A 24258-nucleotide genomic window follows, 5' to 3' on the forward strand; every position below is an offset into this window, starting at 1 on the left:
TTTTCAAACGCTTTACCTGTCCTAAACGTCTACTTTAAGTACGACGTGGCACCCTCATGCCGCGTTTCAACCACCGGGGAAAGGAACGGAGTACCCGAATGTTGCAACGCTTCCGAGCGACAGCTGTTGCACTCGCGGTTGGAGCAGGGGCCCTCGCCCTGACACCTTCCGCGATGGCGACGGCGGCACCGAGCATCTCGAAGGTGGATGTCTCACCATCACCGATCGTCGTGACGGGCGACCAGCGGGTCACCGCGACGTTCTCGTTCTCGACCAGGGGAGCGGGCAAGGCCGAGCTGCAGCTCAAGCCCCCTGGCGACGCGAGTGTCGGGTCGCCGGTCGACCTCACCGCCTCGCCGCACGGTCAGTGGACCAGGTGGACGGGCAAGAAGACCTTCGACGCCAAGAGCGAAGGCAGGTGGAGCTTCCTGGCGATCGCCCATGACGGCAATGGCGGGGAGAGGTCCACCGACGGCACGTTCGCCGTCGAGGTCAGGAAGACCGCGGCGGACACCAGGATCGTCGATTTCGGCGCGCATCCCGACCTGGTCTCCGCGGGCGACCACATCTCCGTGTCCGGCCGGCTCCAGCTGGAGCGCGGCGGCTGGCAGGGGTACGGCGGGCAGCGCGTCACCATCACCTTCCGCGAGAAGGGCACCGACGCCTACCGGCACATCACCACGGTCGACACCAGCCGCAGCGGCTGGTTCGCCACCAAGGTGAGGGTCGAGGCCACCGGCTGGTGGCGGGCCGAGTTCGGCGGCAACGCCGACACCAAGGGCTCGGTCAGCGACACCGACAGGGTCGACGTCAAGGCCAGGTCCCGCGACAGCAGGATCGTCGGCTTCGACGCCTACCCCGAACCGGTCGACAAGGGCGACAGGCTCGCCTTCAGGGGAACCCTCCAGGCGGAGGGCTCCCACGGCTGGGAGGGCCTGTCGGGCCAGCGGGTGGCCATCCTGTTCAGGGCCGAGGGCTCCAGCCGCTGGGAGCGGGTGACCGGTGACTGGACCGGCCGCGACGGCCGCTTCTGGGCCGGCGCCACCGCGCAGGCCTCCGGCTGGTGGCGTGCGGTCTTCGAAGGCGCCAGGGGCGTCGACGGCTCCAGCAGCGACAGCGACTGGGTGAGGGTCGTCAAGCCCACCCCGCCGCCGAAGGACACGAGCAGGCTGGTCAAGTTCAACGCCTACCCCGAGCCGGTCAAGTACGGCAAGTACCTGCGGTTCAGGGGCGTGCTCCTGGTCGACGGCGGTGGCTACGAGGCGAAGGTCGCCCTGTACTTCCTGCCCAAGGGCTCGAGCAAGTGGCAGTACGTCAAGACGACCAACTCCACCGGCAGCGGCAAGCTGTACACCAAGGTGAAGGCCTACAAGTCGGGCTACTGGAAGTTCGTCTTCGGCGGTGACGGAGACACCTACGGCTCCCAGAGCGGTAGGGACTACGTCCGCGTCAAGAGGTAAGTGACCGAGAAAGGGGCCTGGTCGCCAGACCAGGCCCCTTTCCCATGGCCGTCAGACGGGCCGCTACTCGGCCTTCCTGAACTGGGCGATCGCGATCCCGAGCAGCGCCAGGCCGAGCAGCGCCACCAGGCCGATCTCCATGCTCACGGGCACCTGCCAGCCGAACCACTGCACGCCCGGGTTGAGCAGCGCGTTCACCTGAGGAGGCAGGGAGAGGTGGGAGAAGACCGCCTGCCGCATGGGGTCGACCGCGTAGGTCAGCGGGTTGACGGTGGTCAGCACGTGCAGCCACGAGGGCAGGTTCGCCAAGGGGAACATCGCGCCGGACAGGAACATCATGGGCATGATCGCCATCTGCATCAGCCCGAAGAAGGTCTGCATGTTGCGCATGCGGGCCGCCAGCGTCACACCGAAGGCGGTGATGGTGAACGCGGCGAGGAACATCTCCGCCAGCAGCGTCACCATCAGCTCCGGCGAGTACGGCACGCCCACCAGCCCGGCCATCGCCAGGATGATGACGCCCTGCCCGACGGCCACCACCGCGCCGCCCAGGCACTTGCCCACGACGATCGACCCGCGAGAGACGGGCGCGACCAGCATCTCCCTCAGGAAGCCGAACTCCCTGTCCCACACGATCGACCCGGCGGAGAACATCGCGGTCATGATGACCGTCATCGAGATCATGCCGGGGTACATGAACGTGCGGAAGTCGACGCCGGGGATCGAACCGCGCACCAGCGTGCCGAGACCGGTGCCCATCACGAACAGCCACAGAACCGGCTGGATGAGCATCGACAGCATGCGCGTGCGGTCGTTGACGAAGCGCAGCATCTCGCGGTGCAGCACCACCTTGACGGCGCGCAGGTCGTGCGCCATGCCGCGCGCGGGCATCCGCACGCTCACCACGTCGGTCGCCATCAACGCCTCACCATCGCCTTCATCCACTCGTTGCCCGAACCGGACTCGGCGTCCCTGATCGTCGAGCCCGTGTAGGACATGAACACGTCGTCGAGGGAGGGACGCGACACGCTCACCGACCTGATGGGCAGCCCGAGCTCGGCGAACAGCCGCGGCACGAACTCCTCGCCCGAGGCGACCGCGAACGTCACCGCGCCCTCGTGGACGGCCGCCTCGATGCCGAACCTGCTCTGGAGCGCCGCGATGGCCCTGGTGTCGTCGCCGGTGTGGATCTGCACCCTGTCCTTGCCGACGCTCGCCTTCAGCGCCTCAGGGGAGTCGATGACGACGATCTCGCCGTGATCGATGATCGCGATCCTGTCGCAGTACTCGGCCTCGTCCATGTAGTGCGTCGTCATGAAGATCGTGATGTCCTCCTTGTGGCGCAGCTTGTTGATGTAGCCCCAGATGGCCGAGCGGGTCTGCGGGTCGAGGCCGACGGTCGGCTCGTCGAGGAAGAGCACGCGCGGCGAGTGCAGCAGGCCGCGGGCGATCTCCAGCCTGCGCTTCATGCCGCCGGAGAACGTCATCACCTTGGCGTCCTTGCGGTCCCACAGCGCGACCATCTCCATGACCTGCCGGATGCGGCCGGGGACCGCGCTCTTGGGCACGCCGTACAGCTCGGCGTGGAAGCGGAGGTTCTGCTCGGCGGTCAGATAGCCGTCCAGCGTCGGGTCCTGGAAGACCAGGCCGATGTTCTGGCGGACCTGGTCGCGTTCCCTGACCACGTCGTGGCCCGCGACGCCGGCGGTGCCGCCCGTGGGGTTGACCAGCGTGCACAGCATGCTGATCGTGGTGGTCTTGCCGGCGCCGTTGGGGCCGAGGAAGCCGAAGACCTCGCCCGCCCGCACCTCGAAGTCGACCCCCTTGACGGCCTCGACCTTGCCGTAGGTCTTGGTCAGGCCCTTCACCGTGACCGCGCTCATTCGCCCTCCGCCAGAATCTTGAAGATGGACCTGCGGGTTCGCTGGAGCAGTTGCTTGGCCGCGGCGACCTGGCGGTCGTCCGCGATGCGCGCCAGATGTCCGAACGCCTCGCTGACCTGTCCCCACAGCAGTCGCAGCTCGTGCCTGTCCTCAGGCACCGAGCCGGCCACCTGCTCCCATGGTGACAGCGTCTGCGCCCGCTCGCTGAGGTGTTTCCGCCCGAGCTCGGTGAGCCGGTAGGTACGGCTGCCGCCGGCCTCGTCACCGGTGAGCAGCCCCTCGTCCTCGAGCTGCTGGAGCGCCGGGTAGACCGAGCCGGGGCTGGGCCGCCACACGCCTCTGCTGCGCTCCTCGATGTCCTGGATCATCTGGTAGCCGTTCCTGGGCGCCTCGCCCAGCAGGCTGAGCAGCGCAGCCCGCACGTCACCCTTGCGCACTCGAGGTGCGAAATCCGGCATGTCGCTCTCCAACTATCGAGATACCCAAAAGATATATCTAGATAGTTGGCAGAACAACCCGTTTTCGGGACGGCTACGGGGATGTGGCGCCGAAGGCTCGCTCGGGGGCCGGGTCAGTCGTTAATGGTCGTTAACCGAGGGTGGCGAAGGCGGCCATCGCCATCCCGCGCAGCAGGTCGCGCATCGCCTCGGCGGGCAGTTCTCCCGCGCTGTGCGGCGTGGAGTTGAGCAGCCCGAACACCGCGTGGGTCGCCGCACGCAGGCGCGGCGGAGGGCAGGAGGGGTGCAATTCCGCCAGCACGGTCACCCACTCCTCGACGTAGAGCCGCTGCAACCGCCTGATCTGCCGCCGGTGCGGCTCGGGCACGTTGCCCAGCTCCCTGTCGTGCACCGTGATCAGCGCGGGCTGCTCGAGCGCGAACGTGATCTGCACGTCCAGCAGCGCCTCCAGCGCTGACGTGGCGTCGTGGGCGCTCGTCACGACGGCGACCGCGGCCTCGCGCAGGCGCGTGCTGATGTCGGTGAGCATCTCCACCAGCAGCGCCTCCTTGCCGCTGAAGTGGCGATAGAGCGCGGGCCCCGACACTCCGACCGCGCCGCCGAGGTCCTCGATGGACACGCCGTGGTAGCCGCGGGCGGCGAACAGCGTGGCCGCGGCCTCCAGGATCTCGCCTCGGCGATTGCGGGTAGGAGTGCTCACATCCCACATTCTAGACACAGACGTTAATGATGATTAACCTTCAGGGCATGTTCAAGCGCAACGCCGAGGTCAACGAGCGGCTGGCGGCCGAGCTGCGCGAGCGCCTGGCCGAGGCCGCGAAGGGTGGTCCCGAGCGGTCCAGGCAGCGCCACGTCGAGCGCGGCAAGCTGCTGCCACGCGACAGGGTCGACGGGCTGCTCGACCCCGGGTCCCGCTTCCTGGAGCTGTCGCCGCTGGCCGCCAACGGCCTCTACGACGACCAGGCTCCCGCGGCAGGCATCATCACGGGGGTCGGCAGGGTCTCGGGCCGCGAGTGCGTGGTCGTGGCCAACGACGCGACGGTCAAGGGCGGCACGTACTACCCGCTGACCGTCAAGAAGCACCTGCGCGCGCAGGAGGTGGCGCTGCAGAACCACCTGCCCTGCCTCTACCTGGTCGACTCGGGCGGCGCGTTCCTCCCCAAGCAGGACGAGGTCTTCCCCGACCGCGAGCACTTCGGCCGCATCTTCTACAACCAGGCCACGATGTCGGCGCGCGGCATCCCGCAGATCGCCGCCGTCCTCGGCTCGTGCACGGCGGGCGGCGCCTACGTCCCCGCCATGAGCGACGAGGCCGTGATCGTGCGCAACCAGGGCACGATCTTCCTCGGCGGGCCTCCGCTGGTGAAGGCCGCCACGGGCGAGGAGGTCACCGCGGAGGAGCTCGGCGGGGGAGACCTGCACGCGCGCGTCAGCGGCGTCACCGACCACCTGGCCGAGGACGACGCCCACGCGCTGGCGATCGTCCGCGACATCGTCTCCACGCTCGCGCCCAGGCAGGCCGCGCCGTGGGAGCGCCGGGCACCCGAGGAGCCGCACCTCGACCCGCAGGAGCTGTACGGCATCGTGCCGCCCGACACCCGCACGCCGTACGACGTGCGCGAGGTGGTGCGCAGGATCGTCGACGGCTCCCGCTTCCTCGAGTTCAAGGCCGAGTACGGCACGACGCTGGTCACCGGGTTCGCCCACATCCACGGCCACCCCGTCGGGATCATCGCCAACAACGGCATCCTGTTCGCCGAGTCGGCGCTGAAGGGCGCGCACTTCATCGAGCTGTGCGACCAGCGACGCGTCCCCCTGGTCTTCCTGCAGAACATCAGCGGCTTCATGGTCGGCAAGGCGTACGAGGCCGGCGGCATCGCCAAACACGGCGCGAAGATGGTCACCGCGGTGGCGTGCGCCCGCGTGCCCAAGTTCACCGTCGTCATCGGCGGGTCCTTCGGAGCGGGCAACTACGCCATGGCGGGCAGGGCCTACTCCCCGCGCTTCCTGTGGATGTGGCCGAACGCCCGCATCTCGGTGATGGGCGGCGAGCAGGCCGCCAACGTGCTCACCACCGTCGGCACAGCGGACGCCGACGCGATCAGGGCCCAGTACGAGGACCAGGGCAACCCCTACTACTCCACGGCCCGCCTGTGGGACGACGGCGTGATCGACCCGATCGACACCCGCACCGTCCTGGGGCTGGGCCTGTCCGCGGCGGCCAACGCGCCGCTCGAACCCGTCGGCTACGGCGTCTTCCGGATGTGATGATGTTCAGCACCGTACTGATCGCCAACCGGGGCGAGATCGCCGTCCGGATCATCAGGACGCTCCGCGCCATAGGGATCACCTCTGTCGCGGTCTACACGGAGTCCGACTACACCGCCCCTGACGCGGCCCCGCTGCACGTGCGCATGGCCGACCAGGCACTCCAGATCCCTCACTACCTGGACATCGAGGCACTGGTCGCGGCGGCCAGGGCGTCGGGCGCGCAGGCCGTCCATCCCGGCTACGGCTTCCTCGCCGAGAACGCCGCCTTCGCGCGCAGGTGCGCCGCCGAGGGGCTGGTCTTCATCGGGCCGCCCGCCGACGCCATCGAGGCCATGGGCGACAAGATCCGCGCCAAGCGGACCGTCTCCGAGGCGGGCGTGCCCGTCGTGCCCGGCGGGATCGGCGCCGACCTGGAGACGTGGACCGACTTCCCCGCGCTGATCAAGCCATCGGCGGGCGGCGGCGGCAAGGGCATGGTGCTGGTGCGCACGGCGGGCGAGCTGCCCGAGGCGCTCGCCTCGGCCCGCCGTACGGCGGAGGCCGCCTTCGGCGACGGCACCCTGCTCATCGAGCGCTACATCGAGAACCCCAGGCACATCGAGATCCAGGTGCTCGCCGACACCCACGGCGGCGTCGTCCACCTGGGCGAGCGCGAGTGCAGCCTGCAGCGCAGGCACCAGAAGATCATCGAGGAGGCGCCCTCGCCCTTCGTCACCGAGGCGATGCGCGAGGGCATGGGCGCGGCGGCGGTCGAGGCGGCCCGCTCGGTCGGCTACACCGGCGCGGGCACCGTCGAGTTCATCGTCGACGGCGTCTCCGGCGACTACCACTTCATGGAGATGAACACCCGCCTGCAGGTCGAGCACCCCGTCACCGAGCTGGTCACCGGACTGGACCTGGTCGAGCTCCAGGTGCGGGTGGCCGCGGGCGAGCCGCTGCCGTTCGGACAGGACGAGGTACGGCTGCGCGGCCACGCCGTCGAGGCGCGCGTCTACGCCGAGGACCCCGCCCGCGGCTTCCTGCCGACCGGCGGCAGGGTCCGCGCCCTGCGCGAGCCCACCACGGTCAGGGTCGACTCCTCGCTGGCCGAGGGCGTGGTCGTCGGCAGCCACTTCGACCCGATGCTGTCGAAGGTGGTCGCCTGGGGCGAGGACCGCGCCACCGCGCTGCGGACCCTCGACAGGGCTCTGGCGGAGACGACCGTGCTCGGGGTGACGACGAACATCCCGTTCCTGCGGGCGCTCGCCGGGCACCCCGACGTCGTCGCGGGTGAGCTGGACACCGGCCTGGTCGAACGGGTGCTGCCGGCGCTCGAACCGACCGCGGACGTCCCCGACGACGTCGTGGCCGCCGCGGCGCTGCTGTTCCACAACGCGCCGCCCGCCACGGACCCGTGGGAGGTCGCCGACGGCTGGCGGGTCGGCGAGCGGGCGTGGACGACCTGGCGGCTGGAGTCGCGCGACGGCGTCCACGAGGTCGCGGTGCGCGGCCTGCCCGCCTCCGGCGCCGAGGTCCGCCTGGAGCCCACCGGCGTCATGAGCGCCAGGGCGGTCGTCGAGGGCGGCGAACTCGCCGTCACGCTCGGCGCCCGCTCCCTCCGGTTCGTCGTGGTCCGCGAGGGCGACACGGTATGGCTGGGGCGCGAGGGCGCGGCCTGGACGCTCACCAGGCACAGGATCGGCGACCCCGGCGACAGGCCGGGAGCCGCGGGCGGCGGCGACGGGATTGTGCGCAGCCCCATGCCAGGCACCGTGCTGCTGGTCAAGGTCGCGGCCGGCGACCAGGTGAGCGAGGGGCAGCCGCTGGTCGTCGTCGAGGCGATGAAGATGGAGCACACCGTCACCGCCCCCGTCCAGGGCACGGTCACCGAACTGCCGGTCAGGGCCGGCCAGCCCGTCGACATGGACGCGGTACTCGCCGTCGTCTCATCGGAGGAGTGAGTCGCATGCCGTACGCCATGGACGGGCTTCCCGAGCGGGTCACGGTCTACGAGGTGGGGCCGCGCGACGGCCTGCAGAACGAGAAGGCCGTCGTCCCCGTCGAGGTCAAGGCCGCCTTCATCGACAGGCTCGCCGACGCGGGACACACCGTGATCGAGGCGACCAGCTTCGTCCACCCGAAGTGGGTGCCTCAGCTGGCCGACTCGGCTGAGCTGCTGGCCATGCTGGAGCGGCGCCCCGGCATCCGGTATCCGGTGCTCGTCCCCAACGAGCGCGGGCTGGACAGGGCGCTGGAAAGCGGCGTCGACGAGGTGGCCGTCTTCGCCAGCGCGACCGAGACCTTCGCCAACAAGAACCTCAACCGCGGCCTGGACAGCCAGTTCGAGATGTTCGAGCCGGTCATCGCCCGCGCCCTGGCCGCGGGCGTGAAGGTGCGCGCCTACGTGTCGATGGTCTTCGGCGACCCGTGGGAAGGCCCGACGCCGGTCGAGCAGGTCGTGCGGGTCGGCACCCGGCTGCTCGACCTCGGCTGCCACGAGCTGTCGCTGGGCGACACGATCGGCGTGGGCACCCCGGGCCACGCCACCGCGCTCATCGAGGCCTTCCCGTCGCCCGACCGGCTGGCCGTCCACTTCCACGACACCTACGGCCAGGCCCTGGCCAACACGCTCGCCGCGCTCAAGGCGGGCGTCACCGTCGTCGACGCCTCCACCGGAGGCATCGGCGGCTGCCCCTACGCCGAGTCGGCCACAGGCAACCTCGCCACCGAGGACCTGGTGTGGATGCTCCAAGGACTCGGCGTCGACACGGGACTCGACCTCGGCAAGCTCGTCGCCACCAGCGTCTGGCTCGCCGAACGGCTCGGCCGTCCCAGCCCGTCCCGGGTCGTCCAGGCCCTCTCGAAAGGCTGAACAACCATGCTCAACGACGAGTACGAAGAGCTGCGCAAGACCGTCGAGGCCTTCGCCCGCGACGTGGTCGCCCCTGTGATCGGCGATTACTACGAGCGCGAGGAGTTCCCCTACGACATCGTCCGCCAGATGGGCACCATGGGCCTGTTCGGCCTGCCCATCCCCGAGGACTACGGCGGGATGGGCGGCGACTACTTCGCGCTGTGCCTCACGCTGGAGGAGCTCGCCAGGGTCGACTCCAGCGTGTCCATCACCCTGGAGGCGGCCGTCTCCCTCGGCGCCATGCCGATCTACCGGTTCGGCACGGCCGAGCAGAAGGCTCAGTGGCTGCCCGAGCTGACCTCGGGACGCATGCTCGGCGCCTTCGGGCTGACCGAGCCCGGAGGCGGCAGCGACGTGCCCGGCGGCATGCGCACCACCGCCGTGCTGGACGGCGACGAGTGGGTGATCAACGGCACCAAGGCGTTCATCACCAACTCCGGCACCGACATCACCGGCGTCGTCGCCGTCGCCGCGCTGACGGGCGAGCGTGAGATCTCCACGATTCTGGTGCCCTCGGGCACGCCCGGCTTCACCGTGTCGAAGAAGTACTCCAAGGTCGGCTGGAACGCCTCCGACACCCGCGAGCTGTCCTTCGCCGACTGCCGCGTGCCGTCCGCCAACCTGCTGGGGGAGCGGGGCAGGGGCTACGCGCAGTTCCTGCAGACGCTCGACGAGGGGCGCATCGCCATCGCCGCGCTGAGCGTCGGCCTGGCGCAGGGCTGCGTGGACGAGTCACTGCGCTACGTCCGCGACAGGCGCGCCTTCGGCCACCCCATCGGCCACTACCAGGCCATCCAGTTCAAGGTCGCCGACATGGAGGCCCGCGCCCACACCGCCAGGCTCGCCTACTACCACGCCGCCTCGCTCATGATGGCGGGCAAGCCGTTCAAGAAGGAGGCGGCCATCGCCAAGCTGGTCTCCTCCAACGCGGCCATGGACAACGCCCGCGACGCGACGCAGATCTTCGGCGGCTACGGGTTCATGAACGAGTTCCCCGTGGGTCGCTTCTACCGCGACGCGAAGATCCTGGAGATCGGCGAGGGAACCAGCGAGGTGCAGCGGATGCTCATCGCCAGGCAACTCGGCATGGCGGACCTCTGATGCCCGGATCGGGGGCATATGCTCGTGATTCTGGAGTTCCGAATTGGACGACCCAGTGGGAACGATCTATGGTCCACGTCATGACCTCAGACGATCTGCACATTCGGAGGGCGGAGCCGAGCGACGCTGATGAGATCTTCGCGCTTGCGCGGGAGTTCGGGCTGACCTTCAGGCCCGAGCGCGCGGCCTTCGACCTGGCCTTCCCGCAGCTGCTGGAGAACAAGGACGCGCTGGTGCTCACCGCGGTGGCCGAGGGCCGCGTCCACGGCTACCTGCTCGGCTACGTGCACCTGACCCTGTTCGCCAACGGGCCGGTCGCATGGGTGGAGGAGGCCATGGTGCAGACCGGGTTCCGCAGGCAGGGCATCGGCCGCGGCCTGCTGGAGGAGTTCGAGGTCTGGGCACGGGAGAAGCAGGCGGGCTACGTCGCCCTCGCCACCCGCCGCGCCCCTGAGTTCTACCGGGCACTGGGCTACGAGCAGTCGGCGAGCTTCTACCGCAAGGTGCTCCGCTGAGTTTCGTCAGTATCTGATGGCATCCTGTTGGGCGTGAGCATCAATACGGTGAGTCCCCGGTTCGTCGGCCGCACCGACGAACTGGCCGCTCTGGAGTCGGCGCTGCGCCGTGCCCGCGAGGGCGCGTCCTCCACCGTCCTGGTCGGCGGGGAGGCGGGGGTCGGCAAGACCAGGCTGATCAGCGAGTTCACCGAGCGCGTCACCGATGCCAGGGTGCTCGTCGGCGGCTGCCTGGAGCTCGGCACCGACGGCCTGCCGTTCGCTCCCTTCACCGCGGTGCTCCGCAGGCTCGTGCGCGACCTGGGCCGCGACGCGATCGCCGCGATGGTGCCCGGCGGCTCCACCAGGGGCCTCGGCCGGCTGCTCCCCGAGTTCGGCGAGCCCGAGGGCGACGGGCCCGAGGCGCGCGCGAGGCTGTTCGAGCAGGTCCTCGGCCTGCTGGAGGGGCTGGCCGAGCGGGAGCCCACCGTCCTGATCGTGGAGGACGCCCACTGGGCCGACCGCTCCACCCGGGACCTGCTGTCCTTCCTCGTGCGTTACCAGCGCTCCGACCTGCCGCTGCTGATCATCGCCACCTACCGCGCCGACGACCTGCACCGCACCCATCCGCTGCGGCCGCTGCTCGCCGAGCTCGGGCGGGTCGCCTGGGTCAGGCGCCTCGAGCTGCGCAGGCTGAGCCGCCGCGAGGTCGTCGAGCAGGCCACGGGCATCCTGGGCAGGCTGCCGGGCAGGTTCGACGTCGACGACGTCTACTCCCGCAGCGAGGGCAACCCGCTGTTTGTCGAGGCGCTGCTGGCGGGCGACGGGCACGACAGCGTTCCCGAGTCGCTGCGTGACCTGCTGCTGGCCAGCGTCGAGCGGCTGCCCGACGACACCCAGGAACTGCTGAGAGTGGCCAGTGCGGGCGGCGCGCGGATCGATCACGCGCTGCTGACCGCCGTCGCGGGGCTCGACGACGGCGACCTGTCGAGGGCACTGCGCCCCGCCGTGGCGGGAAACGTGCTGGTCGTCGACGGCGAGGGCTACTCCTTCAGGCACGCGCTGATCCGCGAGGCCGTCCACGACGACCTGCTGCCAGGCGAGCGCACCCGCCTCCACACCCGCTTCGCCAGGACGCTGGAGGACAACCCGCTGCTGCTCCCCGCGACCAGGGCCGCCATCGAACTGGCCCATCACTGGCACGCCGCCCACGACGTCAAGCACGCGCTGGTCAGCGCGTGGCGCGCGGCGGCCGCGGCGCGCAAGGCCACCGCCTACGACGAGCAGCTCACCATGCTCACCCGGGTGCTGGAGCTGTGGGAGCAGGTGCCCGACGCCGCCGAGCTCATCCAGATCTCCTACATCGACGTCCTGCGGGCCAAGATCATGGTCTCCCATCTGGCGGGCGAGTTCGAACGGGCCATCTCCCTCTCACGGGCCGCCCTGCGCCTGGTCGACGCCGACAGCGACCCGATCACCACCGCCAAGCTCCTGCGCCACAGGGGCCTGGCCAGCTACGACCTCGGCCGCAAGGGATACGTCGACGACCTGCGCGCCGCGGCGCGCCTGGTACCCGCCTCGCCGCCGACACCGCTGCGCGCCAAGATCCTCGAAGCCCTCGCGCGCATGCTCAACACGCCGGACGTCTGGACGGAGAGGCAGACGCACGCCGAGGAGGCGCTGCGCATCGCCCGCCGGATCGGCGACGGCACCACCGAGGCACAGGCTCTCATCACGCTGACCTGGGCTTCCAGCCACAACGCCGAGGCCGACCAGCAGCTCGGCGGCTACACCGAGGCCAGGCGGATCGCCGGCGCGGCGGGCGCCTACAACGCGCTGATGCGGGCGGCCATCTCCGAGTCCGACACGCTGGAGGGCTGGGGGCGCCACGAGGCGGCCGCCGTCGTCGCCAGACAGGGCATCGCCCAGGCCGAGGACTACGGCCTCGCCCGCACCTCGGGCGCGTTCCTCGCGATCAACCTGGCCGAGCCGCTGGTCTCGCTCGGTCGCTGGGACGAGGCGCTCGAGGTCATCGAGCACGCGCTCGACCTGGCGCCGCCGCCGCCGTACCGGGCCAGCCTGCTGGGGTTCGCCACCGACATCGCACTCGCGCGCGGCGACGCAGACCGGGCGGAGACGCAGTTCAAGGAGGCCGCGGGGCTGCTGTCCTCGGGCTTCTACCGTGACCAGACCATCCTGCCCAACCTGGGCAGGGAGCTGAAGCTCCGGCTGGCCGGCGGCCGGCAGGAGGCCGCGCTCGAGGTGATCGCGCGGGCGCTGCGCACCCAGGACCTGCCCGCCAGCCCGCGCTACGCGTGGCCGTTCATGGTCGCCGCGATGCACGCCCTCACCACCGTGTCGCCACGGGGGCTGGCCGGGTATGCAGGCTCGAGCGCGGACCCACGGTTCGGCCTGTCCGACCCTGCCGAGCCCGTGCCGTCAGCCGACGAGCTGGTGGCGGCGCTGAGTGGGATCGCGGCCAAGGTCGACGTCAAGGGCGACCTGCAGCGGGCGCTGCGCCTCAACTTCGCGGCCCTGCTCGGGCACGACGTGGCGGCGTGGGACCTGGCGGCGGGGGCATGGGAGGCGCTGGACCAGCCGTACGAGCGGGCGGTGGCGCTGCTCGGCGCGGCCCACGCCGCGATCGCCGACCCCTCGGCCCAGCCGGTCGGCACCCCGGGATCCGGCGCCGCTCCGGGATCCGGTCGCATGCCAGGATCCGATGCCATGCCGGGCGGCCTGGCCGTGGGCGGCACGGACGGCTCGGGCTCGGACGGTGGCTCTGGCTCTGGCTCGGGCGGTGGCTCTGGCTCGGGCGGCTCTGGCCCGGGCGGTTTCTCTGGCGCGGGCGGCTCGGGCTCGGGTGGTTTCACGGCTTCGAGCGGCAGGGAGGCGGCGGCCGAGCGGCTGTCCGTGGCGCGGACGCTGGCCGAGCGCCTGCTCGCCGCACCGCTCCTGGCGGAGATCGACTCGCTGGCCCGGAGGGCGCGCATCCCGCTGACGGGCGAGGCGCCGGTCGAGGACAGCAGGCTGGGGTTGACCGCGAGGGAGTTCGAGGTGCTCAAGCTGGTCACGCGCGGGCTGAGCAACAAGGAGATCGCGGCCGAGCTGTTCATCTCGGTGAAGACGGTCAGCGTGCACGTCTCCAACATCCTGGGCAAGCTGGGCGCCGCGTCCCGGGGCGAGGCGGCCGCCACCGCCCACCGCCTCCACCTGTACGACACCCCCATCCCCTGACCACTCACCTCGCCTGCCTCGCAGTGACCGGCGCGGCCTGTCCCCGGGTGACGCGCCCTGCCTGGCCCGTAGCGATCGGCGCGGCCGGTCGCCGGAAGACTCGCCCTGCCCGGTCCGTAGTGATCGGCCCGGCCCGTCGCCAGGCGACTCGCCCTGACTGGCCTGTCGCGGGGTGACGCGCCCTGCCTGGCCCGTAGCGATCGGCGCGGCGTGACCGGCGCGGTCTGATCCATCCGCACCGCTCCGCGGAGGCGCACGGAGCGAAGGGGCACGGCCGTCCCAACGCTCGCGGAGTCAGGGAGGGGACGCTTCGAGGGAGCCGCGGAGGATCGTAAAGATCGGAGGGGTGCCCGGGCCCTCCACGGGAGGACCCGGGCGGTGGAGGGGACGTTCGGGTCGTGGGGCCCTCGGCGGGGTGAGGGCCCAGGGTCAGCTGGTGAGCTGGGCGTCGAGGCGGTAGCCGTCGACGGTGACGTAGACCTGGTCGCCGGGCCGGGCGTTCAGGCGCATCAGGACCGGCTGCAACGAGTCGAAGACCGGCTGCTGGTCGCGCCACACCAGGACGACCGCGTTGTCGCCTGGCCCTGTCACCGACAGCAGGGTGCCCGGGCGCATGCCGAGCTGGGCCGCGTATCCCTCGGGGACGGCCACGGGCCCGCCGCGCAGATGCTCGGGGGTGACGTCGATGCGCTGCCAGCGGCGCGGGTCGGAGGTGGGGCTCGGCGGCGGGGGCGGCGGCGAGGAGGGCGCGCCGGCCAGCAGCGGGGGTGGTGCGGAGGCTCCTGCCAGCAGCGGCGAGCGCCCGCCTGACAGCGCCGACAGCGTCGCCAGCGCGGCGCTCGGGTCGATCTGTCCCTGGGGCGTGGGCGGGACGGGCTGGCCGCCCCTGTGGTGGTGACCGTTGGCCCCCGGCGTACGGCGCGGCAGCGGCTGCTGTACGGCGGGCTGAGCGAAGGCCGCCTCGATGGGCGCCTCGGCGGGGAGGGCGTCGAGCCATGCCTTGGCGGAGTGCCGCCTGATGCCGAGTTCGCCGAGCAGTTCCTCCACGTCGGCGTCGGCGGGATGGGCCGCGAGGAGTTGCCTGGTACGCGCCTGCAACCCGGTCAGGTCGCCGACGACGAGCCAGCCGTCCTGCAGGCGGCGGTCGGGCATGAGCGTGACCAGCACCCGCCACAGCGGGCTGCGCAGGGTCGGCACGATGACGGGGTGGGCGGGGTCGGCGCCGATCAGCTGTTCCTCGGTGGCCGCGGTGCCGAGCCACTCGGTGAGGCGGAACATGTGCCCCGTGACGGGCGCGGACTCCGAGGAACGCAGCCAGTGCAGGACGCGTTCCTCGGCGGTGCGCTGGGACTGGGACAGCACGTCCCTGTCGACCAGGAGTTTGTGAGCGAGGGTGCGCAGCGTGTCGGGCTCGGCGGCGAACAGGCGGTTGACCGCCACCGCCAGCTCCAGCCGGTCGAAGGAGCGGAACAGGCCGTCGACCACGCGGACCATCGGGTAGTCGTCGTCGGGAGTCCCCGCGGGAGCCGACACGGGGGGTGCCGCGAGGGGCTGGCTCGGATAGGAGCCGCCCTGCTGCGCGGCGAACGGCGAGGTCTGGCTCGGCGGGGGAGCGGCCGCACCGCCCTGCTGGGCGGGCGGGGGAGCGCCGGCGCCCTGCCCGGGCGCGCCTGCGGGCCGGCCGGGCATACCAGGCTGCCCCGGCCCACCAGGCTGCCCGGGCATGCCGGGCTGGCCGGGCCTACCAGGCTGGCCGGGTGCGCCAGGCTGGCCGGGCGCACCGGCTCCGGGCACGCCGCCCGGCTGACCCGGCTGACCCGGCTGGCCTGGCTGACCCGGCTGACCCGACTGGCCTGGGGCCCCACCGGGCTGGGCGGGGAAGGCCCCGGTCGAGGGCCTGCCGGGAACGGCCGGGAAGGACCCCGTCGAGGGACCGCCGGACGGGGAGGGAGAGGAGCCTGCGGGCGTTCTGCCCGGGACGGCGGGGAAGGAGCCTGTCGAGGGGCCGCCGGGCTGGGAGGCGAACGAGCCGGTCGAGGTCCGGCCGGGAACGGCGGGGAAGGACCCGGTCGAGGGGCCGCCTGGAACCGCGGGGAAGGACCCGGTCGAGGGGCCGCCTGGAACCGCGGGGAACGACCCGGTGGAGGGCTCGCCGGGGCGCGCGGCGGCGGGGTCCTGCGCGCCGGGTCGCTGGGGTAGCCCCGGCCCCTGGGCGCCGGGCCGCTGGGGAAGCGGGGCGCCCTGTCCTGGGTCTTGACCCTGCTGAGGGGCGAAGAACCCGCCCTCAGGCGGCTGCGACGGCGTCTGCGGCCGCTCCGCCGGGCGTTGGGGGAGCGCTCCCGCGGGACGTACGGCTGAAGCGTCAGAGGTCGCGGGGATGCGCCCCAGTACTTCTCTGAACACCGATTCCACGACGACCTCGGTCGAGGCCGACGAGGCCGGAGAGCCCAGGTCCCCGGTGCTCAACCGGCGCAGCACCCGCCACCCGCCGAGGTCGGAGATCACCGTCCTGGCGGGTTCGGGCCAGCCGGGCAGCGAGGGGTCCACGTGGTGCACGTGCAGCGCGGGCAGCACGTCCGCCAGCGGCAGGTGGTCCCATCGGGAGGCGGCGAGTCGCGCGAGCCGCTCGCACATCCACTCGACGCCGGTGGTGCCGAGCGCCCGCGACAGCGAGAGCGAGCCCCACCAGCCGGTGGGGAGGCGAGGGTCGGCCAAGGCTTCGGCGACCTGCTGAGGACGGCTCCAGCGCAGCGCTGGGACCAGGTCGCTCAGGCAGATCGATGACTCGACGTCCATCGGCGGACCGCATCCTCCCCAGAAAGTTGTGACGCGTGTGGCTAATGGTGCAGCCTACGCCGCAAGCTATCAATCGGTGTGAATAGGGTAAAGACGGTTGGCACCCAAACCGTACCGTGGGCGTCCCCCGACGATGGCCACAGCGTCGGCTCCCGCGTCGCATCCGGCGTCGAGAGATGCCAGGTCATCGGCACCGGCGAGCATCGCCGTGAGAAAACCCGCGGCGAAGGCGTCTCCCGCTCCGGTGGAGTCGACCACGGCGCGTTCCCTGCCCTTGGTCGTGGCCGTCACACGTCCATTTCTGGCCAGGATCGCGCCGTCCGCGCCGAGCTTGACCGCCGCCGTGCCATACAGGGTGCTGAGCCTCTCGGCGGCCGCCTCGGGAGAGCCGGCGCCGCTCAGCAGGAGCGCCTCGTCCCTGTTGGGGATGACCAGTCCCGCCGGGGCGGTCTCGGTCAGGAAGCGTTCGACGCCGAACTCGCGCAGGGGGCCGGTCGAGGCGGGGTCGACGCTGATCGAGAGGTTCAGCTCCGCCGCCGCCCTCATGGCCAGCCTGGCCAGCTGGAGTCCTGGCTCGGCGAACAGCGTGTAGCCGGAGATGTGCAGGTGACGCACGCCGTCCAGCAGGTCGGGTGACCAGTCGTCGGCGGAGATGCGGCCACCCGCGCCGCGGTTGGTGAGCATGGAGCGCTCGCCCGTGACGTCGACCATCGCGATGACCACAGCGGTCGGATGGTCGGGGTCGACGCGCACGTGCGGGCGCACGCCGACCTTGGCCAGCTCGGCGGTGTGCCACTCGCCGGTGTCGAAGCCCACCCTGGTCAGCAGCCGCGAGTCGGCGCCCAGGTGGGCGGCCCACGAGGCGGTGTTCGCGCCCGAGCCGCCGGGTCGCAGCACGATGTCGGCCGCGGTGTCGGTGCCCGTGCGGACCGGGGAGCCGTGGATGGCGACGACGTCGGTGACGACGTCGCCGATCACCAGGAGTCCGGCGCTCATCCCCGGGCCCACGCGACCGCGATGTCGCCGGCGACGCGGACGTTGCCGCGGACGGCGGCGAGATTGGCCTCCAGGGATGCGCCGTCGGTGCCGCGCACCAGGTAGGAGAGCAGGAACGGGGTGATGGCCTGGCCGGTCACGCCCTCGCGCTCGGCGGCGGCCAGCGCCTCGGCCAGCACGCGGTCGTGCAGAGCGGGGTCGAGCTGCTCGGCCACCGGCACGGGGTTGGCGACGATCAGGGCCGTCTCGGGGCCGCCGAGGGCGTCCTGGCCGCGCATGATGGCGGCGGCCTGCTCGGGCGACTCGATCCGCCAGTCGATCGGCTGGCCGGAGCTGTGGAGGTAGAAGCCGGGGAAGGTGTCGGTGCGCAGCCCTGCGATGGTGACGCCACGCGTCTCCAGGCGCTGCAGGGTGGCGGGCACGTCGAGGATCGACTTCACGCCCGCGCAGACGATGGTGATGCGGGTGCGGGCGAGGGTGTCGAGGTCGGCCGACTCGTCCTGGTCCTGCGTCCAGCCGCGGTGCACGCCGCCCAGGCCGCCGGTGGCGAAGATCCTGACGCCCGCGCGGGCGGCCAGGAAAGAGGTCGCCGACACGGTGGTCGCGCCGCTGGCCCCGAGGGCCGCGGCGACGGGCAGGTCACGCTGACCCAGCTTGCGCAGGCCGGGCTCGGTGGCGATGCGGACCAGCTCGTCCTCGTCCAGGCCCACCCTGGCCACTCCGTCCAGCACGGCGATCGTCGCGGGCACCGCGCCCGTCTTGCGGACGATCTCCTCCAGCTCCCTCGCGACCTCCAGGTTCCGCGGCTGGGGCAGGCCGTGGGAGATGATCGTGGACTCCAGGGCCACCACGGGCGCGCCGGAGGCGAGCGCCTCCGCGACCTCGGCGGACGGGCGGAGGATGGGGTCAGTCGTGCTGGGCATGAGGTGGTTCGTGCTCCTTGGACGCGCTGGTGCTGGTGTCTTCTGGAACGGGCCAATGGCCGGGAATTGTTCCAAAAGGAGCAGGTTACCCCTGGTCAGACGAGGAGCGCCACGCCGCCCAGCGAGAGCACGACGATCATGGCGGTGGCAATGCCGCCGAGCAGCAGCGCACGCCCGCCCCTGGCGAGTTTGCGCACGTCGATGCCGGTGCCGAGACCGAACAGCGCGGCGGCAAGCAGCAGGCCGCTGATCTGGGGCGCGACGTCGGTGATCGGCTGCGGGACCAGTCCTGTGCCGCGTACCGCGACCATCAGCAGGAAGCCGAGCACGAACAGCGGGACCAGCGGCGTCGTGCGCTTCCTGTCCGCGCCCACGCCCTGGCCACGCAGGCGCAGCGAGGTCAGCGCCACCAGCGGTGCGAGCAGCACGACCCTGGCCAGCTTCACCGTCACCGCCACGGCGAGCACGGCGGCGCCGCCGGCCGCGCCGATCGCGGCGACCTGGGCGACCTCGTGGACCGACGCGCCCGCCCACACGCCCAGCTGGTGCGCGGTCAGGCCGAGCCACGAGGCCATCAGGGGGAGCAGCACGATCAGCGCCGTGCCGTACAGGACGACCACGCTCAGCGCGCCGGCCACGTCGTCGTCGTCGCTGACGCCGCCCTCGCCGCCCGTGGCCTCGTGCATGCCCGCCACCGCCGCGGCGCCGCAGATGGAGACGCCGGTGGCGACCAGCAGCGAGGTGCCCTGCGACAGGCCGAGTCGCCGGCCGATCAGCGGGGTGAGGGTGAAGGTGACCCCGGTGGCGAGCGCGATGACCGCCAGCGGCTGCCAGCCGAGCGCCAGCACGTCCGGCACGGCGATCTGCACGCCGAGGACGACGATCGCGACGCGCAGGACCGTCCGCGCGGCGAACCTGAAGCCAGGGGCGAACGCGGCGCCCACGCCGACGGTGTTGGCCAGGGCCGCGCCCAGGACCACCGCGACGATGGCCGGGCTGACCACCGGCACGAGCCTGTTCACCGTCAGCGCCACGACGACCGCGGCGGCGGTCAGGCCGAGCCCTGGCAGCAGCCCGCGGACGTTCGAGGTGCGGGCGCGGGCGGCGGGTGGGCCGGCGGTGAGAGTCATGCTCCCAGTCTTCGGGCCGGTATCGGCGTTCAGTAGGCCGATCTTGACTGGGAGGTCATAGCCTGAGGCTATGAGTGAATTGCCCGACTTGGAGTCCTTGCGGCTTCTGGTCGACGTCGGCGGGCTCGGCAGCCTCGGGCAGGCGGCCAGGGCCGCGGGCATCGCGCAGCCCTCGGCCAGCAAGCGCATCGCCAGACTCGAACGCCGCCTCGGCGTGCCGCTGCTCGAACGCACGCCTCGCGGCTCGACGCTGACCGCCGAGGGCAGGATGGTCGCGGGCTGGGCGGCGCAGGTGCTGGACGCGGCGCACGAGCTGATGCGCGCGGTCGAGGCGGTACGGCAGGGCGAGGCCGCCCAGCTCCACGTGGCGGCCAGCATGACCGTGGCGGAGTACCTCGTGCCGCGCTGGCTGGGTGAGCTGCAGAGCCGCGAGCCCGACATCCAGGTGGGGCTCGACGTGATGAACTCCGCCGACGTGGCGGTACGGGTGCTCGGTGAGAAGGTCGAACTGGGCTTCGTGGAGGGGCCGTCGGTCCCGGACGGGCTGGCCAGCAGGGTGGTGGCCACCGACCGGCTGGTCGTCGTGGTCGCTCCAGGGCATCCGTGGGCGCGCCGCCGTACGGTGCTGCGGGTGGCGGAGCTGGCAGGTACCCCGCTGGTGGTGCGCGAGCCGGGATCGGGCACCAGGGAGACCCTGGACCTCGCCTTCGCGGGGCAGCGCGTGGCCAGCCCCCGGCTGGAGCTCGGATCGAACGCGGCGGTGAAGGGCGCGGCCCAGGCGGGGGCGGCGCCCGCGGTGCTGAGCGGGCACGCGGTGGAGGCCGAGGTGGCCACGGGGCGGCTGGTGGAGGTGCCGCTGGCCGGGCTCAACCTGGTGCGCAACCTGCGGGCGGTGTGGCGTCGAGGCAGGTCGCTGACCGGGCCGGCCGCCACGCTGCTGGCGATCGCCTCCCGTCCGTGACGCCTTGACGGTTCGAGGCATATCTAGGACAAATAGGTCGTATGTCATATGACGTCGTGATCGCAGGCGCCGGGCACAACGGCCTGGTCGCCGCCGCCTACCTGGCCAGGGCAGGGCGCAGCGTGCTCGTCCTCGAACGGCAGGACCACGTGGGCGGCCTGGCCATCTCCACCAGGGCCTTCCCCGGCGTGGACGCCCGCCTGTCGCGCTACTCCTATCTCGTCAGCCTGCTCCCCACGAAGATCGTCAAGGATCTGGGACTCCGCCTCGAACTGCGCAGGCGGCGCTACGCCTCCTACACGCCCGTCGGCGACGGCGGCCTGCTCGTCGACAACGCCGACGACGAGCGCACGGCCGCGTCGTTCAGGCGCGTCACAGGAGGAGAGTCCGACTACCGGGCATGGCAGGAGTTCTACGCCATGACGGCGCGCGTCGCCGAGCGGGTCGCCCCGACCCTTCTCGAACCGCTGCGCTCCGCGGACGAGCTGCGCGCGACCATCGGCGACGAGGCTGCCTGGCGCGACCTGTTCGAGCGGCCTATCGGGCAGGTCGTCGACGAGCGGTTCGCCGACGACACCGTGCGAGGCGTGGTGCTGACCGACGCGCTCATCGGCACGTTCGCCGATCCCGCGGAGGACCTGCTGGCCAACCGGTGCTTCCTCTACCACGTGATCGGCGACGGCACGGGCGAGTGGAACGTGCCGGTCGGCGGGATGGGCGCGGTCACCGGGGCGCTGGAGGAGGCCGCCAGGCAGGCGGGCGCCACCATCAGGACGGGCGCGGAGATCGTGGGCATCGACCCCTCGGGTGAGGTGACCTTCCGCGACGCGGAGGGCGAGCACGCGGTCAACGGCCGGCACGTGCTGGTCAACCTGCCCCCCGCCGTCCTCGACCGGCTGACGGGACGCGCTCCGGCGACCCCCGAAGGCGCGCAGCTCAAGGTCAACATGGTGCTGAGCAGGCTGCCCAGGCTGAAGGACGCCGACGTCGACCCGCGCGAAGCCTTCAGCGGCACCTTCCACATCAACGAGAGCCGCGAACAGCTCGCTCGCGCCTACGCGCAGGCCGCGGGCGGCGAGGTGCCGGACCTGCCGCCCGCGGAGGTCTACTGCCACTCGCTCACCGACCCCTCCATCCTGGGACCGGGCCTGAAGGCGGAGACGATGACGCTGTTCGGCCTGCACATGCCTGCCAGGCTGTTCCCGGAACATCGTGACGAGGCGGTGGCCGCGACCCTGCGGTCGATCAACTCCGTCCTCGCCGAGCCCCTGGAGGACTGCCTGCTCATCGGGCCCGACGGCGAGCCGTGCATCGAGGCCAAGACGCCGCACGACCTGGAGACGGAGGCGGGGCTGCCCGGCGGCCACATCTTCCACCGGGACCTCACCTGGCCGTACGGCGAGACGGGCACCTGGGGCGTCGAAACCGAGAACCCGCGCATCCTGCTGTGCGGCGCGGGAGCCAGGCGGGGCGGTGGCGTCAGCGGCATTCCAGGACACAACGCCGCCATGGCGGTTCTGACCGGACCTTCATGACGTTCTCATGAAGGCGGTCTACCGTTGGTGACCATGAGTGATGGCGCGCGGTTGCTGGTGGTGGACGACGAGCCCGCCCTGCGGGAGGCGCTGCAGTCGAGCCTCGAGTTCGAGGGCTACAGGGTCGCCACCGCCTCCGACGGCCAGGCCGCGCTCGACGCGCTGGCCCGCGAGGGCTACGACGCGGTGCTGCTCGACGTCATGATGCCGCGCCTGGACGGCCTGACCGCGTGCCGCAGGCTGCGCGCGGCCGGCAACCACGTACCCGTGCTGATGCTCACCGCCAGGGACGCGGTCGGCGACCGCGTCTCGGGCCTCGACGCTGGGGCCGACGACTACCTCGTCAAGCCCTTCGAACTGGACGAGCTGCTGGCGAGAGTGCGGGCGCTGCTGCGCCGCAGCTCGCTCGGCGGGCCGAACACGGACCACGCGCTGGCCTTCGGCGACCTGCGCATGGACGGCTCCACGCGCGAGGTCACCAGAGGCGGGCGCCGCCTCGACCTGACCAGGACCGAGTACCTGCTGCTCGAACTGCTGCTCGCCCATCCGCGCCAGGTGCTGACGAGGGAGCAGATCCTGACCGAGGTGTGGGGCTTCGACTTCGAGCCGACCTCGAACTCGCTGGACGTCTACGTGATGTACCTGCGGCGCAAGCTGGAGGCCGAGGGCGAGCCCCGGCTGATCCACACCGTTCGAGGAGTGGGGTACGTGCTGCGGGCCGCCACGTGAGGCGACGCAGCCTGCGCTCGCGGTTGACACTGCTGGTGACGCTGGCGGTGGCGGCCGCGATCGCCGTCTCGGCCGTCGGCTGCTACGTGATCGTCGAGCATGAGCTGTACGACCAGATCGACCGGACCTTCGACGAGCAGCGGACCAAGCCGGCCTGGATCAAGCAGCAGGACGTGGACCGCCTGCTCCACGAGTGCCGGCCGACACCCGACTCCACCCCGCACTACGGCGGCCGCCCTCCGCAGTCGACCATGGTGATCTACGCGAACAGGTCACGCCACGACTGCTACATGGGCCCCGGACTGACCGTCCGTCCCAAGGACCTGCGGATCGCCGCCGAGGGCGGATGGGACCTCTACGACGGCACCACGGCCACGGGCAAGCCGGTGCGCGTCTTCGTCGAGTCCCCACGCCCCGGCATGGCGATCATGGACACCCGGCCGCTCGGCGAGATCCTGGGCACGCTGCGCACCCTCGCGGTCCTGCTGACCACCGTCGCCGCCATCGGCGTGCTCGGGGCGGCCTCCGCCGGCCTGCTCGTCTCCCGTACGGCCCTGCGCCCCGTCGGCCGCCTCACCAGAGCCGTCGAGCACATCGCCAAGACCGAGGATCTCAACACCAGCATCCCCGTCGACGGCACCGACGAGATCGCCAGACTCAGCCGCTCCTTCAACGCCATGACCGCCGCCCTCGCCGGATCCCGCGAACGCCAGCAGCAGCTCGTCGCCGACGCGGGACACGAGCTGCGCACCCCGCTCACCAGCCTGCGCACCAACATCGACCTGCTGCTGCGCAGCGAGCACACCGGCAGGGCCATCGAGCCCAAGGCCAAGGAGCGCCTGCTCGTCAACCTCAAGGCGCAGTTCGAGGAGCTGTCCACGCTGGTCGGCGACCTGCTGCAGCTGGCGCGCGGCGAGTCCGACCACGAGCCGCACGTCGAGCTGGCCTTCCACGACGTCGTCAACGCCGCCGTCGCCCGCGCCAGGCTGCGCGGCGCCGACGTCACCACCGACCTCGAGCCCTGGTACGTCGAGGGCCACCCGTCCTCTCTCGAACGCGCCGTCATGAACCTGCTCGACAACGCCGCCAAGTTCAGCCCCGGCGGCAAGGTCGAGGTGGAGCTGCGCCAGGGCGAGCTGACGGTCCGCGACCACGGCCCCGGCATCCCCGCCGACGAGCTCCCGCACGTCTTCGAACGGTTCTGGCGCTCGCCCTCGGCCCGCAGCCTGCCCGGATCGGGGCTCGGGCTCGCCATCGTGGCGCAGGCCGTACAGGAGACCGGGGGTGAGGTCCGGCTGGACAACGCCCACGGCGGCGGCACGATCGCGCGGATCACGCTGCCAGGCTCGCCCGTTCTCACTCACTCCTAAGAGCGACCTCAGTCGCGTCCA

At 71.7% G+C, this 24258-nt stretch carries 19 protein-coding genes; 11 read left to right on the forward strand and 8 right to left on the reverse strand.

Annotated elements, in window-relative coordinates; translation table 11 throughout:
- Positions 1-203 precede the first annotated feature (203 nt).
- The gene (locus ACFSKW_RS22240) at positions 204-1460 is read left to right on the forward strand and encodes a hypothetical protein (protein WP_379574239.1); all 1257 of its coding nucleotides are present in this window, start codon (positions 204-206) and stop codon (positions 1458-1460) included.
- Positions 1461-1523: 63 nt separating this feature from the next.
- Here ACFSKW_RS22240 and ACFSKW_RS22245 read toward each other — a convergent pair whose 3' ends face one another.
- The 4 genes from ACFSKW_RS22245 to ACFSKW_RS22260 form a co-directional block, all read right to left on the reverse strand.
- Positions 1524-2378 carry an ABC transporter permease gene (locus ACFSKW_RS22245; protein ID WP_379574241.1) on the reverse strand — a complete coding sequence of 285 codons (855 nt, stop codon included), beginning with the start codon at positions 2376-2378 and terminating at the stop codon, positions 1524-1526.
- Positions 2378-3343 (reverse strand): ATP-binding cassette domain-containing protein, encoded by a 966-nt coding sequence (locus ACFSKW_RS22250; RefSeq protein ID WP_379574242.1) that lies wholly within the window; start codon positions 3341-3343, stop codon positions 2378-2380. Before ACFSKW_RS22250 ends, ACFSKW_RS22245 begins: the two co-directional genes overlap by 1 nt.
- A complete protein-coding gene (locus ACFSKW_RS22255; RefSeq protein ID WP_379574243.1) occupies positions 3340-3801 on the reverse strand; it encodes a PadR family transcriptional regulator in 462 nt (153 codons plus the stop codon). Before ACFSKW_RS22255 ends, ACFSKW_RS22250 begins: the two co-directional genes overlap by 4 nt.
- 130 nt (positions 3802-3931) lie before the next feature.
- The gene (locus tag ACFSKW_RS22260) at positions 3932-4510 is read right to left on the reverse strand and encodes an SACE_7040 family transcriptional regulator (protein WP_379574567.1); all 579 of its coding nucleotides are present in this window, start codon (positions 4508-4510) and stop codon (positions 3932-3934) included.
- Between the two features lie 38 nt (positions 4511-4548).
- Between ACFSKW_RS22260 and ACFSKW_RS22265 the strand changes: the two genes are divergently transcribed.
- The 6 genes from ACFSKW_RS22265 (at position 4549) to ACFSKW_RS22290 (ending at position 13797) form a co-directional block, all read left to right on the forward strand.
- Positions 4549-6069 carry a carboxyl transferase domain-containing protein gene (locus ACFSKW_RS22265; RefSeq protein WP_435191018.1) on the forward strand — a complete coding sequence of 507 codons (1521 nt, stop codon included), beginning with the start codon at positions 4549-4551 and terminating at the stop codon, positions 6067-6069.
- Between the two features lie 2 nt (positions 6070-6071).
- Complete coding sequence (locus tag ACFSKW_RS22270; RefSeq protein WP_379574568.1) at positions 6072-8012, forward strand: acetyl/propionyl/methylcrotonyl-CoA carboxylase subunit alpha; 1941 nt, start codon at positions 6072-6074, stop codon at positions 8010-8012.
- A 5-nt stretch (positions 8013-8017) separates the two neighbouring features.
- Positions 8018-8923, forward strand: coding sequence for a hydroxymethylglutaryl-CoA lyase (locus ACFSKW_RS22275; RefSeq protein WP_379574245.1), 906 nt, complete (start codon positions 8018-8020; stop codon positions 8921-8923).
- A gap of 6 nt (positions 8924-8929) precedes the next feature.
- The gene (locus ACFSKW_RS22280) at positions 8930-10066 is read left to right on the forward strand and encodes an acyl-CoA dehydrogenase family protein (RefSeq protein WP_379574246.1); all 1137 of its coding nucleotides are present in this window, start codon (positions 8930-8932) and stop codon (positions 10064-10066) included.
- Positions 10067-10146: 80 nt separating this feature from the next.
- A complete protein-coding gene (locus tag ACFSKW_RS22285) occupies positions 10147-10581 on the forward strand; it encodes a GNAT family N-acetyltransferase (protein WP_379574247.1) in 435 nt (144 codons plus the stop codon).
- Between the two features lie 33 nt (positions 10582-10614).
- Complete coding sequence (locus ACFSKW_RS22290; RefSeq protein ID WP_379574248.1) at positions 10615-13797, forward strand: helix-turn-helix transcriptional regulator; 3183 nt, start codon at positions 10615-10617, stop codon at positions 13795-13797.
- 429 nt (positions 13798-14226) lie between these two features.
- Here the strand turns inward: ACFSKW_RS22290 and ACFSKW_RS22295 are convergent, their stop codons facing one another.
- From ACFSKW_RS22295 to ACFSKW_RS22310, 4 genes are all read right to left on the reverse strand, one after another.
- Positions 14227-16593 carry a hypothetical protein gene (locus tag ACFSKW_RS22295; RefSeq protein WP_379574249.1) on the reverse strand — a complete coding sequence of 789 codons (2367 nt, stop codon included), beginning with the start codon at positions 16591-16593 and terminating at the stop codon, positions 14227-14229.
- Positions 16594-16662: 69 nt separating this feature from the next.
- Positions 16663-17589, reverse strand: a complete 927-nt coding sequence (locus ACFSKW_RS22300) for a carbohydrate kinase family protein (protein WP_379574250.1) — start codon at positions 17587-17589, stop codon at positions 16663-16665.
- On the reverse strand, positions 17586-18512 hold the full coding sequence (locus ACFSKW_RS22305) for a pseudouridine-5'-phosphate glycosidase (RefSeq protein ID WP_379574251.1): 927 nt from the start codon (positions 18510-18512) through the stop codon (positions 17586-17588). The genes ACFSKW_RS22300 and ACFSKW_RS22305 overlap by 4 nt, the downstream gene beginning before the upstream one ends.
- A 95-nt stretch (positions 18513-18607) precedes the next feature.
- Complete coding sequence (locus tag ACFSKW_RS22310) at positions 18608-19642, reverse strand: YeiH family protein (protein ID WP_379574252.1); 1035 nt, start codon at positions 19640-19642, stop codon at positions 18608-18610.
- Positions 19643-19712: 70 nt separating this feature from the next.
- Between ACFSKW_RS22310 and ACFSKW_RS22315 the strand changes: the two genes are divergently transcribed.
- Genes ACFSKW_RS22315 through ACFSKW_RS22330 form a run of 4 tightly spaced genes read left to right on the forward strand, consistent with a single transcriptional unit; the run spans position 19713 to position 24237 of the window.
- A complete protein-coding gene (locus ACFSKW_RS22315) occupies positions 19713-20603 on the forward strand; it encodes a LysR substrate-binding domain-containing protein (protein ID WP_379574253.1) in 891 nt (296 codons plus the stop codon).
- A gap of 41 nt (positions 20604-20644) precedes the next feature.
- Complete coding sequence (locus tag ACFSKW_RS22320; protein WP_379574254.1) at positions 20645-22138, forward strand: phytoene desaturase family protein; 1494 nt, start codon at positions 20645-20647, stop codon at positions 22136-22138.
- Between the two features lie 33 nt (positions 22139-22171).
- The gene (locus tag ACFSKW_RS22325; protein ID WP_379574255.1) at positions 22172-22867 is read left to right on the forward strand and encodes a response regulator transcription factor; all 696 of its coding nucleotides are present in this window, start codon (positions 22172-22174) and stop codon (positions 22865-22867) included.
- Positions 22864-24237: a sensor histidine kinase gene (locus tag ACFSKW_RS22330; RefSeq protein WP_379574256.1), complete on the forward strand. Its 1374-nt coding sequence runs from the start codon at positions 22864-22866 to the stop codon at positions 24235-24237. Before ACFSKW_RS22325 ends, ACFSKW_RS22330 begins: the two co-directional genes overlap by 4 nt.
- Positions 24238-24258: the final 21 nt, after the last annotated feature.

Origin of the sequence: Nonomuraea mangrovi (assembly GCF_042681425.1) — a bacterium.
GTDB lineage: Bacteria > Actinomycetota > Actinomycetes > Streptosporangiales > Streptosporangiaceae > Nonomuraea > Nonomuraea mangrovi.